Consider the following 13,841-nt stretch of genomic DNA (forward strand, 5'->3'; position numbering starts at 1 on the left):
CCTAGACTGCGGGCGTGTATCGACGCTCCTACTCCCTGCTCGTCGTGCTCGCCGTCGTCATGGGGGTCTGGGCCGCGATCACCGCCGCCGTGCTGGACCGCCCGCTGATCGACCCCGAGGGCAGCTTCCTGGGCCCGTCCTGGCTGCGGCTGCCGCTGCTGCTCGGCGGCGCGCTGCTGCTCGACCTGGGGCCGCGGACGCTGTGGCTGTCGCGAGGCAAGCCCGCGGCGATGCCGGCGATCTTCAAGGACCGGTGGCACAGCCACTGGAACCGGGAGCGGCTGCTGCTGGTCTCGCTCGGGATCGTGTGCTTCTACGTGATCTACGTCTGCTACCGCAACCTCAAGTCGTTCCTGCCGATGGTCAACGAGACCATGTACGACCGCGAGCTGCACATGATCGACCGGGCGCTGTTCTTCGGCTACGAGCCGGCGAAGGTGCTGCACCAGATCTTCGGCACCACGATCACCGCCCACACCCTGTCCTGGATCTACCTCACCTTCATCCCGATGGTGGCGATCCTGGTCACGGTCTGGCTGGTGTGGTCGCGCAACCTCTCCTTCGGCTGGTGGTTCGTCACCGCCCAGGGCATCGCGTGGTCCCTCGGCACGGTCTCCTACTACCTGCTGCCGACGCTCGGCCCCGGCCTGGAGTACGGCTGGCTGTACAACGACCTGGCCCATACCGGCACCACGGACCTGATGAACTCCCTGGTCAACGCGCGCCAGAAGGTGATCTGGGGCGAGGGGGAGGCCCAGACCGTCGCCGGGTTCGCCAGCCTGCACACCGCGATCACGCTGCTGTGGGCGCTGATGATCCAGTACACGGTCCGCAACCGGGTGATCCGCATCCTCGCCTGGGTGAACTTCGGCCTCACCGTGATCGCGACGCTCTACTTCGGCTGGCACTACGTCGCCGACGACGTCGCGGGGATCCTGATCGCGCTGGTCGCCTTCTACGTCGGCGGGCTGGCCACCGGCCAGAAGTTCGACAGGCACCTGCTCTCCGCCCACCCGACGACCACGACGTCGGCGGTGCCGGTCAGCCGGGAGTGAGCATGGCGGGACCGGTCCGGTCCGCGACGTACGCCACGTCTGACCGTCCGCCGCCGTGGGTACGTGCCAACCCATGTCGAACCAGACCGTCCCGCCGTCCTCCGCCGAGAACGTCCCGTCCACCGCCCCGCCGGCGACGCCCGCGAGCGACACCGACGCCGACGTCGAGTCGAAGACCGGCTACATCCAGCCGGTCGTCGACGTCGCGGCGCTCACCGAGTTCCTCGACGGCCGGTACGCCGAGGTGCGGGACCTGGTCCGGGCCAACCTCGCCGAGCACGCCGCCGTGCTCGAGGACGCCGAGACGATGGACGTCGACGACTTCCGGGAGCGGGTCAAGGAGATCGTGGTCGGGATGGCGGCCACCGGCCAGACCGGCATGGGCTTCCCGGAGGAGTACGGCGGGGGCGGCGACATCGGCGCCTCGGTGGCCGCCTTCGAGACCCTCGCGTACGGCGACCTCTCGGTCCTGGTCAAGGTCGGCGTGCAGTTCGGCCTGTTCGGCGGCGCGATCCTCCAGCTGGGCGGCAAGCACCACCACGACGCCTACCTCGCGGACCTGATCACCGGGAAGCTGATGGGCTGCTTCGCGATGACCGAGTCCGGCCACGGGTCCAACGTCCAGGCCCTCGGCACCGTCGCGACCTACGACGCGGCGAGCGAGGAGTTCGTGATCACGACTCCCCGCGAGGACGCCCGCAAGGACTACATCGGCAACGCGGCCCGGCACGCCCGGGTCGCGGTCGTCTTCGCCCAGCTCGAGCTGGACGGCTCCTCCGAGGGGGTGCACGCGTTCGTGGTGCCGATCCGCGACGAGGACGGGAACCCGCTCCCCGGCGTCCGGATCGAGGACGACGGGCTGAAGATGGGCCTCAACGGCGTCGACAACGGCCGGATCTGGTTCGACCGGGTCCGGGTGCCGCGCGACGCGCTGCTGAACCGGTTCGCCGACGTCGCCGCCGACGGCACCTACTCCAGCGCGATCCAGAGCCCCGGGCGGCGCTTCTTCACGATGCTCGGCACCCTCATCCAGGGCCGGGTGTGCGTCGGCGGCGCCGGCATCAATGCAGCGAAGGTCGCGCTCGCGATCGCCGTCCACTACGCGCTGCGCCGCCGCCAGTTCGAGGCGACCGGCACCGGCCAGGAGGAGCTGCTGCTCGACTACGGGCTGCACCAGCGCCGGCTGCTGCCGCTGCTGGCCCGGACCTACGCCCTGCACTTCGCCCAGGAGGTCGTCGCCGGCCAGCTGCACGACGTCACGATGGGCATCGTCACCGACGAGCACACCAAGCGGGAGCTGGAGTCGCGCGCGGCCGGGACCAAGGCGCTCGGCACCTGGCACGCCACCGAGACCATCCAGGAGTGCCGCGAGGCGTGCGGCGGCGCCGGCTACCTCGCGGTGAACCGGTTCGCCGCGCTCAAGGCCGACACCGACGTGTTCACGACCTTCGAGGGCGACAACCACGTGCTGCTCCAGCTGGTCGCCAAGGGCCTGCTGACCGACTACGCCAGCGAGTTCGAGGACATGGACCAGCTCGGCATGGTCCGCTTCGTCACCGGCCTGGCCGTCGAGACCGTCATCGAGAAGACCGCCGTGCACAAGCTGCTGGAGCGGATCAAGGACGTGCTCCCCGGCGGGGACCAGTGGGACCAGGACGCCGGCCTGCTGGACCCCAACTACCAGCTCGCGATGCTCCGCTTCCGCGAGGAGCACATGCTCGCCGGCGCCGCCCGCCGGCTCAAGCGCGGCATCGACGACAAGCTCAACCCCGGGGAGGTGTTCTCCCGGGTGCAGGACCACGTGATCGCGGCCGCCCGCGCCCACGTGGACCGGCTGGTGCTCGAGGCGTTCGTGGAGAAGACCCGCGAGATGCCCGACGGCGACAACAAGGTCGCGCTGAACCTGCTGTGCGACCTCTACGCGCTGAGCACGATCGAGGCGGACCGGGCCTGGTTCCTCGAGCACGGTCGGCTCTCGGTGGCCCGGTCGAAGGCGATCAGCCGCGAGATCGGCAGCCTGTGCCGCAAGATCCGGCCGCTCGCCGGCGACCTCGTGGACGCCTTCGGCGTACCGCCGCAGATGCTGCGCTCGCCGGACCTGCTGGGCTGAGGGCCGGTCCCCCACGGGCGCCCGCACACCCCGACACGCAAGTACGGCGCGGCGCGACCCACGCGGGGTCGCGCCGCGCCGTACGCGCGATGGTGCTGGGGCTCAGTGCCCGGGCTCGTCCTTGGCGCGCTGGAACGAGGCGCGCACCTCGGCCTCGGCCTCGGCGCGGCCGACCCACTCCGCGCCCTCGACGGACTTGCCGGGCTCGAGGTCCTTGTAGACCTCGAAGAAGTGCTGGATCTCCAGGCGGTCGAACTTGGAGACGTGGCTGATGTCGCGCAGGTGCTCCAGGCGCGGGTCGGTCGACGGGACGCACAGCACCTTGTCGTCGCCGCCGGCCTCGTCGGTCATCCGGAACATGCCGATCGCGCGGCACTTGATCAGGCAGCCCGGGAAGGTCGGCTCCTGGAGGAGCACGAGCGCGTCCAGCGGGTCGCCGTCCATGCCGAGGGTGTCCTCGATGAAGCCGTAGTCGGCGGGATACTGCGTCGAGGTGAAGAGAGTGCGGTCCAGGCGCAGTCGGCCGGACACGTGGTCGACCTCGTACTTGTTGCGCTGCCCCTTCGGGATCTCCACCAGTACGTCGAACTCCAGCACGTTTCCTCCGTGATGCCGCCGGCCCGGCAGGGCCCTCGCTCGGGGCGAGATGTGTCGTCAGGTCAGGGTGCCCGCGCACGGGCAGACGCAAGTCTCCCGCACAATGGCCCCCGAGAACCAACGGGAGGACGAATAGGTGCGGCGACGTGATGCACGCCACGGTCAGCGCAGCAGCGAGCACGGGCGGGTCGTGACCTGGCTGGCGCTGCTGCTGGTGCTCGTGGTCGGCAGTGCCGCCTTCGTCGGGTACCGCACCGACCTCGCCGACCCGTGGCTCGAGGACGGCTGGGTGGGGGAGCGTCTCGACGACGTCTTCGGCGAGCAGGAGCCGCCCGGGCCGGAGGCCGTCGCCGCCCCCGCGGGCCTGGACCTGCCGGACGTGGTGACCCCGGGGCCGGTGGCGGACGCGGCCCTCGCGGCGCCCCTCGACGCCCGGGCGGTACGCCGCGCGCTCGCGCCGTACCTGCGCGACGACGACCTCGGCCGCCACGTGCTCGCCGCGGTGGGCGGGCTGGACGCCGCTGCCCCGGTCTTCACCCAGGGCGGCGGCACCGCGATCCCGGCGTCCACGACCAAGGTGCTGACAGCTGTCGCGGCCCTCTCCGTGCTCGACCCGGCCCAGGCCTTCACCACCCGCGTGGTCCGCGAGGGCAACCGGGTGACGCTGGTCGGCGGCGGGGACCCGCTGCTCGCGGCCGCCCCGCCCGAGGAGCCGACGACTCCGCGGCCCGCCGACGTGGTGACGCTGGCCCGGCAGGCTGCGCAGGCGCTGCTGGCCCAGGGCGTGACCCGGGTTCGGCTGGACTACGACGACTCGCTCTTCTCGGGCCCGGCGGTCAACCCGCGCTGGCCCGCGAGCTACGTCCCCGACGGCGTCGTCGCGCCGATCGGCGCGCTCTGGGTGGACCAGGGCCGGCCGGCGCAGGGCACCGGCCGCGTGGCCGACCCGGCCCGGGCCGCCGCCGACGCGTTCGCGACCGCGCTCACCGACGCCGGCGTCGCCGTGGCCGGCCGGCCCCGCCACGCGGTCGCCGGCGGCGCCGCGATCCCGGTGGCGGAGGTCGTGGGGCCGACGGTCCAGGACGTGGTCGAGCGGGTGCTGCTGGTCAGCGACAACGAGGCCTCCGAGGTGCTGGTGCGCCAGCTGGGCCTCGCCGGGGCCGGCGAGGGCAGCACCACCGCCGGGCTCCGGGTGGTCCGCGACGCGCTCGCCCAGGCCGGGGTGCCGACCGGCGACCTGGTCCTGCACGACGGGTCCGGGCTGTCCCGGGCGAACCGGATCGCGCCCGGCACCCTGCTGGCGGCCCTGCGGCTGGCGGCCACGGACCCCCGCCCCCAGCTGCGCGGCGTGCTCGCCTCGCTGCCGGTGGCGGCGTACACCGGCTCGCTCTCGGAGCGCTTCGACGAGGCAGCCCCCGCGGGCCGCGGCCGGGTGCGGGCCAAGACCGGCACGTTGACCGGCGTCAGCAGCCTCGCCGGGATCGCCACCGGCGTCGACGGGACGCCGATGCTGTTCGTGCTGATGGCCGACCGGGTGGCGACCGACGACACCCTCGGCGCGCGGGACGCGCTGGACGGCGCCGCCGCAGCGCTCGGCGCCTGCCGCTGCGGCACTGCCGGGTAGTTTCGAGCCATGACTCAGGAGATGGTCGACTGGCCGTTCGCCGTCCGCCTCGGCTCCCGGCTCGCCGGACCCGGTCCGGAGGTCAGCCGCTCGGAGGCCGAGGAGGCCGTCGCCGAGCTGCGCGCCGCCGCCGCCCGGTCCACCGGGCTGGTCCGTGACTACACGGGCCTCGACGCCCCCGAGGGCACCGCCCCGGTGCTGGTGGTCGACCGGCCCGGCTGGGTCCAGGCCAACGCCGACGGCTTCCGCGCCGTCCTCGGCCCGCTGGTCGACAAGGTCGCCCGGGCCAAGCCCCCCACCGGCCTGGCCCTCGCCGTGGGCGCCAAGGTGACCGGCGCCGAGGTCGGCTCGCTGCTGGGGTTCCTGGCCGGCAAGGTGCTCGGCCAGTTCGACCCCTTCCACGACCCGCACGGGCGGCTGCTGCTGGTCGCGCCCAACATCGTGCACGTCGAGCGGGAGATCGGGGCCGACCCGCACGACTTCCGGCTCTGGGTCTGCCTGCACGAGGAGACCCACCGGGTCCAGTTCACGGCGGTGCCCTGGCTGCGCGACCACCTCTTCGGCGAGATCGGGGCGCTCGCGGACACCGTCGACTCCGCCTCGCTGCTCGAGGACGGCCTCCAGCGGCTGCCCGAGGTGCTGCGCGGGGCGCGCGGCGGCAGCCTGATGGACCTGGTCGGGACGCCGGAGCAGAAGGAGATCATCGAGCGGGTGACCGCGGTGATGTCGCTGCTCGAGGGGCACGCCGACGTGGTCATGGACGGCGTCGGCCCGGGCGTCATCCCGAGCGTGGACCAGATCCGGGCCGCGTTCAACGAGCGGCGCAAGGGCATCGGGGCCCTGGACCGGCTGCTGCGCCGGCTGCTCGGGCTGGACGCCAAGATGGCGCAGTACCGCGACGGCGCCCGCTTCGTGCGCACCGTCGTCGACAGCGTGGGGATGGCCGGCTTCAACGCGGTCTGGGAGCGCCCCGAGAACCTGCCCACGCCCGCCGAGATCGCCGACCCCGCCGTCTGGGTCGCCCGGGTCGGGTAGCGGCGCCGGTGGCCCTGCACCCCTCGGTGGCCGCGGTACGCCGAGCCGTGCGCCGTGCCCTCGCCGACCTGGAGGCGCCGGCGACCGTCCTGGTCGCCTGCTCCGGCGGGCCGGACTCGGTGGCCCTGCTCGACGCGACGGTCGTCGAGGGACACCGCGCCGGCCTGCGGGTCGCCGGAGCGACAGTCGACCACGGTCTGCAGGACGGGTCCGCGGAGCTGGCCGCGCGGGTCGTGGCGCAGATGGCTGAGATGGGCGCCGACGAGACGCTCTCCGCCCGGGTCCGGGTCGAGGCCGGCGGGCTGGGCCCGGAGGCCGCCGCCCGCCGGGCGCGGTACGCCGTGCTCGGGGAGATGGCCACCCACCTCGGCGCCGCCGCCGTCCTGCTCGGGCACACCCGCGACGACCAGGCCGAGACCGTGCTCCTCGGGCTCACCCGCGGCTCCGGCGGCCGGTCCCTGGCGGGGATGCGCCGAGCCTTCGACGGCTACCGGCGTCCGCTGCTCGACGTACCCCGGCTGGACACGGAGACCGCCTGCCAGGTGCAGGGCCGCGAGGTCTGGAGCGACCCGCACAACGAGGACCACGGCTACACGCGGGTGCGGGTGCGCCGCGTGGTGCTGCCGGTGCTGGAGGACCAGCTCGGACCGGGGGTCGCCGCGACCCTGGCCCGGACCGCCGACCAGCTCCGTGTCGACATGGACCTCCTCGACGACCTCGCCGAGGCCGCCCACCAGCGGCTGGCCGACCCCGCCGACGGGTCGCTGCCGGTCCCGGACCTGGCCGCCGAGCCCGACGCCGTACGCCGCCGGGTGCTGCGGCTGGCCGCGCTGACCGCCGGCGCGCCGGCCTCGGAGCTCTTCCACGAGCACGTGCTCGGCCTCGACGCGCTGGTCACGGACTGGCACGGACAGCGCTGGGTGGACCTGCCCGGGCACTGCCGGGGCACCCGTGTGCAGGGCCGGATCCGGGTCACCCGGTCGACGGGGCCCGGGGCGGGCCCGGACACGCCCGGCAACTAGGCTGCGGGGCATGGACGCAGCCCACGTGGAGAACGACCTCGTCAACGTCCTGTTCACCGAGGCGCAGATCCAGGAGCGCATCGGCGAGCTGGCGCGCGAGATCGAGAAGGACTACGAGGGCAAGGACGTCCTCATCGTCGGCATCCTGCGCGGCGCGGTGATGGTGATGGCCGACATGGCCCGCGCCTTCTCCCGCCACATCGAGATGGACTGGATGGCGGTCTCCTCCTACGGCTCCGGGACCAAGTCGAGCGGCGTGGTCCGGATCCTCAAGGACCTCGACACCGACATCTCGGGGCGGCACGTGATCGTCGTCGACGAGATCATCGACACCGGCCTGACCCTGTCCTGGCTGACCAGCAACCTCACGTCCCGCGACCCCGCCAGCGTCGAGATCTGCACCCTGCTGCGCAAGCCCGAGGCGCTGCAGATGCCGGTCGAGGTCAAGTACGTCGGCTGGGACATCCCCAACGAGTTCGTGGTCGGCTACGGACTCGACTACAAGGAGCGGTACCGCAACCTGCGGGACATCGGGACCCTGGCCCCGCACGTCTACTCCTGAACCCCATCGCCTGGGCCCTGCGCGAATTCCTGAGAGAATCGTGATTGTCGTCGGGCTGTACCGTCGGCAGTCAGTCGTACCTGATTTCGAGAGAAGCCTGTGAAGCGCATTTTCAAGGGTCCCTGGTTGTGGATCGTCGTTGCCGTCGTCGGGGTGCTGCTGGCCCTGCAGTTCCTCGCGCCCAACAGCGGCGGTGACGAGATCAGCACCTCCGAGATGGCGGAGTACATCGACGAGGGGCAGGTCAAGGAGCTCACCTTCGTCGACGGTGACCAGGAGATCCGGGCGGTCCTCGACGACGGGGTCCGCGACACCGGTGACCAGGTGATGACGCTGTGGCTCTCCGGCACCCAGGACTCGTTCTTCAAGGCCGCCGAGAAGCAGGTCGCCGACGGCAACATCGAGGACGTCAAGGTCGAGGTGGCCCAGCCCAGCGTCCTCGGCTCGCTGCTGCTGACCTTCCTGCCGATCATCCTGATCGTGCTGGTCTTCTTCTGGCTGATCAACAGCATGCAGGGCGGCGGCCGCGGCGTGATGCAGTTCGCCAAGTCCAAGGCGAAGCTGATCTCCAAGGACATGCCGAAGACGACGTTCAACGACGTCGCCGGCGCTGAGGAGGCCATCGAGGAGCTCGGGGAGATCAAGGAGTTCCTCCAGGAGCCCGCGAAGTTCCAGGCCGTCGGCGCGAAGATCCCCAAGGGCGTGCTGCTCTACGGCCCGCCCGGCACCGGCAAGACGCTGCTGGCCCGCGCGGTCGCCGGCGAGGCCGGCGTCCCCTTCTACTCGATCTCCGGCTCGGACTTCGTCGAGATGTTCGTCGGCGTCGGCGCCTCCCGGGTGCGCGACCTGTTCGAGCAGGCGAAGGAGAACGCCCCGGCGATCGTCTTCATCGACGAGATCGACGCCGTCGGCCGGCACCGCGGCGCCGGCATGGGCGGCGGCCACGACGAGCGCGAGCAGACCCTCAACCAGCTGCTGGTCGAGATGGACGGCTTCGACGTCCGCGGCGGGGTCATCCTGATCGCCGCGACCAACCGCCCCGACGTCCTGGACCCCGCGCTGCTGCGTCCGGGCCGCTTCGACCGCCAGATCCAGGTCGACGCCCCGGACCTGGCCGGGCGCCACCAGATCCTCCAGGTCCACGCCCGCGGCAAGCCGATGTCCCCGGAGATCGACCTGCTCACGGTGGCACGTCGTACGCCGGGCTTCACCGGCGCCGACCTGGCCAACGTGCTCAACGAGGCGGCGCTGCTGACCGCCCGCAGCAACGAGAAGTTGATCACGAACCGGATGCTCGACGAGGCGATCGACCGGGTCATCGCCGGCCCGCAGCGACGCAGCCGCCTGATGAGCGAGAACGAGAAGCTGATCACTGCCTACCACGAGGGCGGCCACGCCCTGGTCGCGGCGGCGCTGCCGGGCACCGACCCGGTCCACAAGATCACGATCCTTCCCCGCGGCCGGGCGCTCGGCTACACGATGGTGCTGCCCGACGAGGACAAGTACTCCCAGACCCGCTCGGAGATGCTGGACAAGCTGGCCTACATGCTCGGCGGCCGCGCCGCCGAGGAGATGGTCTTCCACGACCCGACCACCGGCGCCGGCAACGACATCGAGAAGGCCACCAGCCTGGCCCGCGCGATGGTCACGCAGTACGGCATGACCGAGCGCCTCGGCGCGATCAAGCTCGGCGAGACCCAGGGCGAGCCGTTCCTGGGCCGCGACATGGGCCACGCCCGCAACTACTCCGAGGACGTCGCCGCGATCGTCGACGAGGAGACCAAGCGACTGCTGGCGACCGCCCACCAGGAGGCCTTCGACATCCTCGAGGAGAACCGCGACGTCCTCGACGCCCTGGTCCTCGAGCTGCTCGACAAGGAGACGCTCGACAAGGCCGAGGTGGCCCGGATCTTCACGCCGCTGCGCCTGCGCCCGACCCGGCCGGCGTGGACCGGCTCGCCGACGCGTCGTCCCTCCGACCGTCCGGCGGTCGAGATCCCGGCCGAGGTCCGGGCCCGCGCCACCTCGAACGGTCACGAGGACACCGGCGCCGTCGTGACGCCGCCGGGCCCCGGCGGGGACCTGCACGGGGACCCCGGGCTCCAGGCCCCCGGTGGCACCCCGCTGCCGCCCGGCGCGGCGTCCGGCCCGCCCTCGGGTGCGGTGTGACGGACCCGATCAGCACCGCGGAGCGCCGACCCGGCGACGTTCCGGACTACGACCACGACCGGGCTGCGGCGGCCGTGCGGGAGCTGCTGTTCGCGATCGGTGAGGACCCCGACCGGGAGGGGCTGCGCGAGACGCCCGCCCGGGTCGCGCGCGCCTACGCCGAGCTGACGGCCGGGCTGCGGTTGACGCCCGAGGACGTGCTGACCACGACGTTCGACATCGGCCACGACGAGATGGTCCTGGTCCGCGACATCGAGCTGTGGTCGATGTGCGAGCACCACCTGGTGCCGTTCACCGGGGTGGCGCACGTCGGCTACATCCCCGCGGAGACCGGGAAGATCACCGGGCTGTCCAAGCTGGCCCGGCTCGTCGACGTCTACGCCAAGCGGCCCCAGGTCCAGGAGCGGCTGACCACCCAGATCGCCGACGCCCTGACCCGCCTGCTCGACGCCCGCGGCGTGATCGTGGTGATCGAGGCCGAGCACCTGTGCATGACCATGCGCGGGGTCCGCAAGGCCGGCGCCCGCACGATCACCTCCGCGGTCCGCGGCAGCATGCTCACCGACGCCGCCACCCGCAGCGAGGCGATGTCGCTGATCCACAGTCCGCGCCGCTGAGCGCGACCGGTAGCGTCGGCGCCATGCCCGAGGTGCCCGAGCCGATGCGCGTGATGGGGATCGTCAACGTCACGCCCGACTCGTTCTCCGACGGCGGTCGCTTCCTGCACGCCGACGCGGCAGTGGCCCACGGCCTGCGGCTGGTCGCCGAGGGTGCGGACCTGCTCGACATCGGTGGGGAGTCCACCCGCCCCGGGGCCACCCGGCCGCTGGTCGAGGAGGAGCTGGCCCGGGTGGTGCCGGTGATCCGCGAGCTCGCGGCGACCGGGGCCGTGGTCTCGGTGGACACGATGCGCGCCGAGGTCGCCGCCGCGGCCGTCGCCGCCGGGGCCACGATCGTCAACGACGTCTCCGGTGGGCTCGCCGACCCCGCGATCCTCGACGTCGTCGCCGGGACCGGGGTCACCTACGTCGCGATGCACTGGCGCGCACACGGCAGCCACATGGACGACTTCGCCCGCTACGACGGGCCCGGCGGGGTCGTCGCGGCCGTCCGCGCCGAGCTGGGGGAGCGCCTGGAGGCGATCGCTGCGGCGGGCATCGCCGAGCACCAGGTGATCCTGGACCCGGGCCTGGGCTTCGCGAAGGTGGGCGAGCACAACTGGACGCTGCTGCGGGACCTGGGCTGGCTGCGCGAGCTGGGCTTCCCGATCCTGGTCGGCGCCAGCCGCAAGACCTTCCTCGGGCGCCTGCTGGCCGGCCCGGACGGCACCCCGCGCCCGGTCGGGGAACGTGAGAACGCTCACGCCGCGGTGGTCCTGCACTGCGCCGGCCAGGGCGTGTGGGGGATGCGCGTGCACGACGTCCGGGCGACCCGCGACGCGCTCGCGGCGTACGCCGCCCTCCATCCGACGGGAGCACTCCGATGACCGACACGCCCGCTCAGGGGTCGCGCGGGGCCCAGGACGAGCCCTTCGACACGCCCGCTCGTTCCTCGCGGCCGGCTCAGGACGAGCTCGCGGTGCTGGGCATCGAGTGCCGGGGCCACCACGGCGTCTTCGAGTTCGAGCGGCGCGAGGGCCAGACCTTCGTGATCGACCTCGTCCTCGGGCTCGACACGGCCCCGGCGGCCGCCTCGGACGACTTGCACGACACCGTCGACTACGGAAGCCTCGTCGCGGCGGTCAAGGCCGCCGTGGAGCGCGACCCGGTCGACCTGATCGAGACGCTCGCCCGACGGGTCACCGACATCTGCCTGTTGGATGTTCGTGTTGAATGGGCGCGGGTCACGGTCCACAAGCCGGATGCACCCATTGAGGCGACGTTCGCGGACGTCGCGCTGACGATCACCCGTAGACGTGAGGCCAACCTGTGACTGAGACCCCCAACCCGAACATCGTCGACGCTGACACCCTCACCGGTGAGATGCGGCCGATCCGGCGAGCGGTGCTGGCGTTGGGATCGAACCTCGGCGAGCGGATGGGGAGCCTCCAGGGCGCGGTGAGCTCGATCGCCGACACCCCGGACGTGTGGGTCACGGCGGTCTCCCCGGTCTACGAGACCGAGCCGGTCGACTCCCCGCCGGAGGCCAAGCCCTACCTCAACGCCGTGGTGCTCATCGACACCACGCTCGCCGCGAACCGGCTGATGGACCGCGCGCTGGCCGTCGAGGACGCCTACGAGCGTGAGCGCGGCGACGTCCCGAACGCCCCGCGCACCCTGGACGTCGACCTGATCGTGGTCGGCGACCGCCGCAGCGACGAGGAGTCCCTGCGGCTCCCGCACCCGCGGGCCAAGGACCGCGCGTTCGTCCTCAAGCCGTGGCACGACCTCGAGCCGGACGCCGTGCTGCCGGGGGTGGGGCCGATCGCGGACCTGCTCGAGCGCCTCGGCACCGACGGCCTGGTCCTGCGCGAGGACCTCACCCTCGAAGTCTCCTAGGGCGCCCCGCGCCGTGCGCGACCAGCAGCCGCTGCCCGACGACGAGTCGAGCCCCCCGGAGCCCGAGGGGCCCGGGCATCTGCGCCCGACCTCGCCCGGGCTGCTGACGGCCCTCGGCGTCGTCGGCCTGGTGCTCGGCTGGCTGCTGCACCCGGTCTCGGAGGCCGTGCGCGACACCGCCCCGGTCGTCACCTGGATCCAGCCAGCCGCGCTGCTGCTGGTGGCCGCGATCCTCGGCGCCGTCGCCTGGAACACCTGGCGCACGGTCCATGTGCGCCAGGAGCGGCTGGAGCCGCGTGGGGCCCTCAACCGGCTCGCGCTGGCGCGCGCGTGCGCGTACGTCGGCGCGCTGGTCGCCGGTGGGTACGCCGGGTTCGCGGTCAGCTGGCTCGGCATCGACGTCGATCTGGCGCGCCAGCGGGCGCTCCGCTCGGCCGTCGCGTCGCTGGTCGCGCTGGTGGTGGTCGGCATCGCACTCCTGCTCGAGCGTGCGTGTCGGATCAGATCCGACGACCCGGCCCCCTAACCTGCTTCCATGGCTTCCCCCTCGGCACCCCGCGCCACCCGTCGTCGTCAGCGCAGCACCCGGGTGACGGTCGCGGCCTCGCTGCTGCTGGTCGCGGCCGTCGCCGTCCTGGGCGCGGTCCCGAGCGGCTCCTGGCTGCTGGTCTCGGTCGCGGCGGTCCTCGCGGTCGCCCTCGGGGCCGCAGCCGCGAAGATCACCCACAGCGAGCTGCTCCAGAGCCGCCGCGACGCGGCCCGGGACCGGGCCGAGCAGGCGCAGGCCTACCGACGGCTCACCGAGGAGCGCACCGCCGAGCACGGCGCGTACGTCGCCGACATGACCGCGCGCATCGCCGAGCGCGAGACCGCGCTGGCGGAGCTCCAGGCCGAGCTCGGCACCGCCCAGCGCCGTGCGGCCGAGGTGGCCCGCAAGATGAACGCCGAGGCCCGTCGTGCCGACCTCGCCGAGCGCGAGCGGGACCTGGTCAGCGGCCGGGTCGAGGACGCCGAGGAGCGCGCCGCGCAGGCGATCGTGCGGATCGTGGAGCTCGAGCAGGAGGTCGACGTCCTCAAGTCCGAGCTGACCGCGATGACGTCGGCGTGGCACCGCGCCGAGTCCGCCCGCCGCCGCGCCTGAGCCTCCCCCCGTCGGGCACCGCCGCGTG

The 13,841-nt window shown here is 72.9% G+C and carries 14 protein-coding genes; 13 read left to right on the forward strand and 1 reads right to left on the reverse strand.

Annotation, left to right across the window (positions count from 1 at the left end):
• Positions 1-14: 14 nt before the first annotated feature.
• Positions 15-1,055: a phosphatase PAP2 family protein gene (locus EBO35_RS01535; RefSeq protein ID WP_241153805.1), complete on the forward strand. Its 1,041-nt coding sequence runs from the start codon at positions 15-17 to the stop codon at positions 1,053-1,055.
• A gap of 73 nt (positions 1,056-1,128) precedes the next feature.
• A complete protein-coding gene (locus EBO35_RS01540; RefSeq protein WP_122816166.1) occupies positions 1,129-3,165 on the forward strand; it encodes an acyl-CoA dehydrogenase family protein in 2,037 nt (678 codons plus the stop codon).
• Positions 3,166-3,267: 102 nt separating this feature from the next.
• Here the strand turns inward: EBO35_RS01540 and EBO35_RS01545 are convergent, their stop codons facing one another.
• Positions 3,268-3,759 carry an inorganic diphosphatase gene (locus tag EBO35_RS01545; protein ID WP_122819202.1) on the reverse strand — a complete coding sequence of 164 codons (492 nt, stop codon included), beginning with the start codon at positions 3,757-3,759 and terminating at the stop codon, positions 3,268-3,270.
• Between the two features lie 139 nt (positions 3,760-3,898).
• Here EBO35_RS01545 and dacB point away from each other — a divergent pair, with 139 nt between their 5' ends.
• The 11 genes from dacB (at position 3,899) to EBO35_RS01600 (ending at position 13,813) form a co-directional block, all read left to right on the forward strand.
• The gene (gene dacB, locus EBO35_RS01550) at positions 3,899-5,386 is read left to right on the forward strand and encodes a D-alanyl-D-alanine carboxypeptidase/D-alanyl-D-alanine endopeptidase (protein WP_122816167.1); all 1,488 of its coding nucleotides are present in this window, start codon (positions 3,899-3,901) and stop codon (positions 5,384-5,386) included.
• A 9-nt stretch (positions 5,387-5,395) separates the two neighbouring features.
• Positions 5,396-6,421, forward strand: coding sequence for a zinc-dependent metalloprotease (locus EBO35_RS01555; RefSeq protein WP_122816168.1), 1,026 nt, complete (start codon positions 5,396-5,398; stop codon positions 6,419-6,421).
• Between the two features lie 8 nt (positions 6,422-6,429).
• Entirely contained in the window at positions 6,430-7,443 is a 1,014-nt protein-coding gene (gene tilS, locus EBO35_RS01560) for a tRNA lysidine(34) synthetase TilS (protein WP_122816169.1), read from the forward strand.
• A 10-nt stretch (positions 7,444-7,453) separates the two neighbouring features.
• Positions 7,454-8,005, forward strand: coding sequence for a hypoxanthine phosphoribosyltransferase (hpt, locus tag EBO35_RS01565; protein WP_122816170.1), 552 nt, complete (start codon positions 7,454-7,456; stop codon positions 8,003-8,005).
• Positions 8,006-8,131: 126 nt separating this feature from the next.
• Positions 8,132-10,174, forward strand: coding sequence for an ATP-dependent zinc metalloprotease FtsH (gene ftsH / locus EBO35_RS01570; protein WP_396954370.1), 2,043 nt, complete (start codon positions 8,132-8,134; stop codon positions 10,172-10,174).
• Complete coding sequence (gene folE, locus EBO35_RS01575; RefSeq protein ID WP_396954371.1) at positions 10,171-10,791, forward strand: GTP cyclohydrolase I FolE; 621 nt, start codon at positions 10,171-10,173, stop codon at positions 10,789-10,791. Before ftsH ends, folE begins: the two co-directional genes overlap by 4 nt.
• A gap of 23 nt (positions 10,792-10,814) precedes the next feature.
• On the forward strand, positions 10,815-11,660 hold the full coding sequence (gene folP / locus EBO35_RS01580) for a dihydropteroate synthase (RefSeq protein ID WP_122816172.1): 846 nt from the start codon (positions 10,815-10,817) through the stop codon (positions 11,658-11,660).
• Positions 11,657-12,106: a dihydroneopterin aldolase gene (folB, locus tag EBO35_RS01585; protein ID WP_122816173.1), complete on the forward strand. Its 450-nt coding sequence runs from the start codon at positions 11,657-11,659 to the stop codon at positions 12,104-12,106. The genes folP and folB overlap by 4 nt, the downstream gene beginning before the upstream one ends.
• Complete coding sequence (gene folK, locus EBO35_RS01590) at positions 12,103-12,672, forward strand: 2-amino-4-hydroxy-6-hydroxymethyldihydropteridine diphosphokinase (RefSeq protein WP_122816174.1); 570 nt, start codon at positions 12,103-12,105, stop codon at positions 12,670-12,672. The genes folB and folK overlap by 4 nt, the downstream gene beginning before the upstream one ends.
• A gap of 13 nt (positions 12,673-12,685) precedes the next feature.
• A complete protein-coding gene (locus EBO35_RS01595; protein WP_241153806.1) occupies positions 12,686-13,198 on the forward strand; it encodes a DUF3180 domain-containing protein in 513 nt (170 codons plus the stop codon).
• A 9-nt stretch (positions 13,199-13,207) separates the two neighbouring features.
• The gene (locus EBO35_RS01600) at positions 13,208-13,813 is read left to right on the forward strand and encodes a hypothetical protein (RefSeq protein WP_164477757.1); all 606 of its coding nucleotides are present in this window, start codon (positions 13,208-13,210) and stop codon (positions 13,811-13,813) included.
• Positions 13,814-13,841: the final 28 nt, after the last annotated feature.

This window comes from Nocardioides pantholopis (assembly GCF_003710085.1).
Taxonomy (GTDB): Bacteria; Actinomycetota; Actinomycetes; order Propionibacteriales; family Nocardioidaceae; genus Nocardioides; species Nocardioides pantholopis.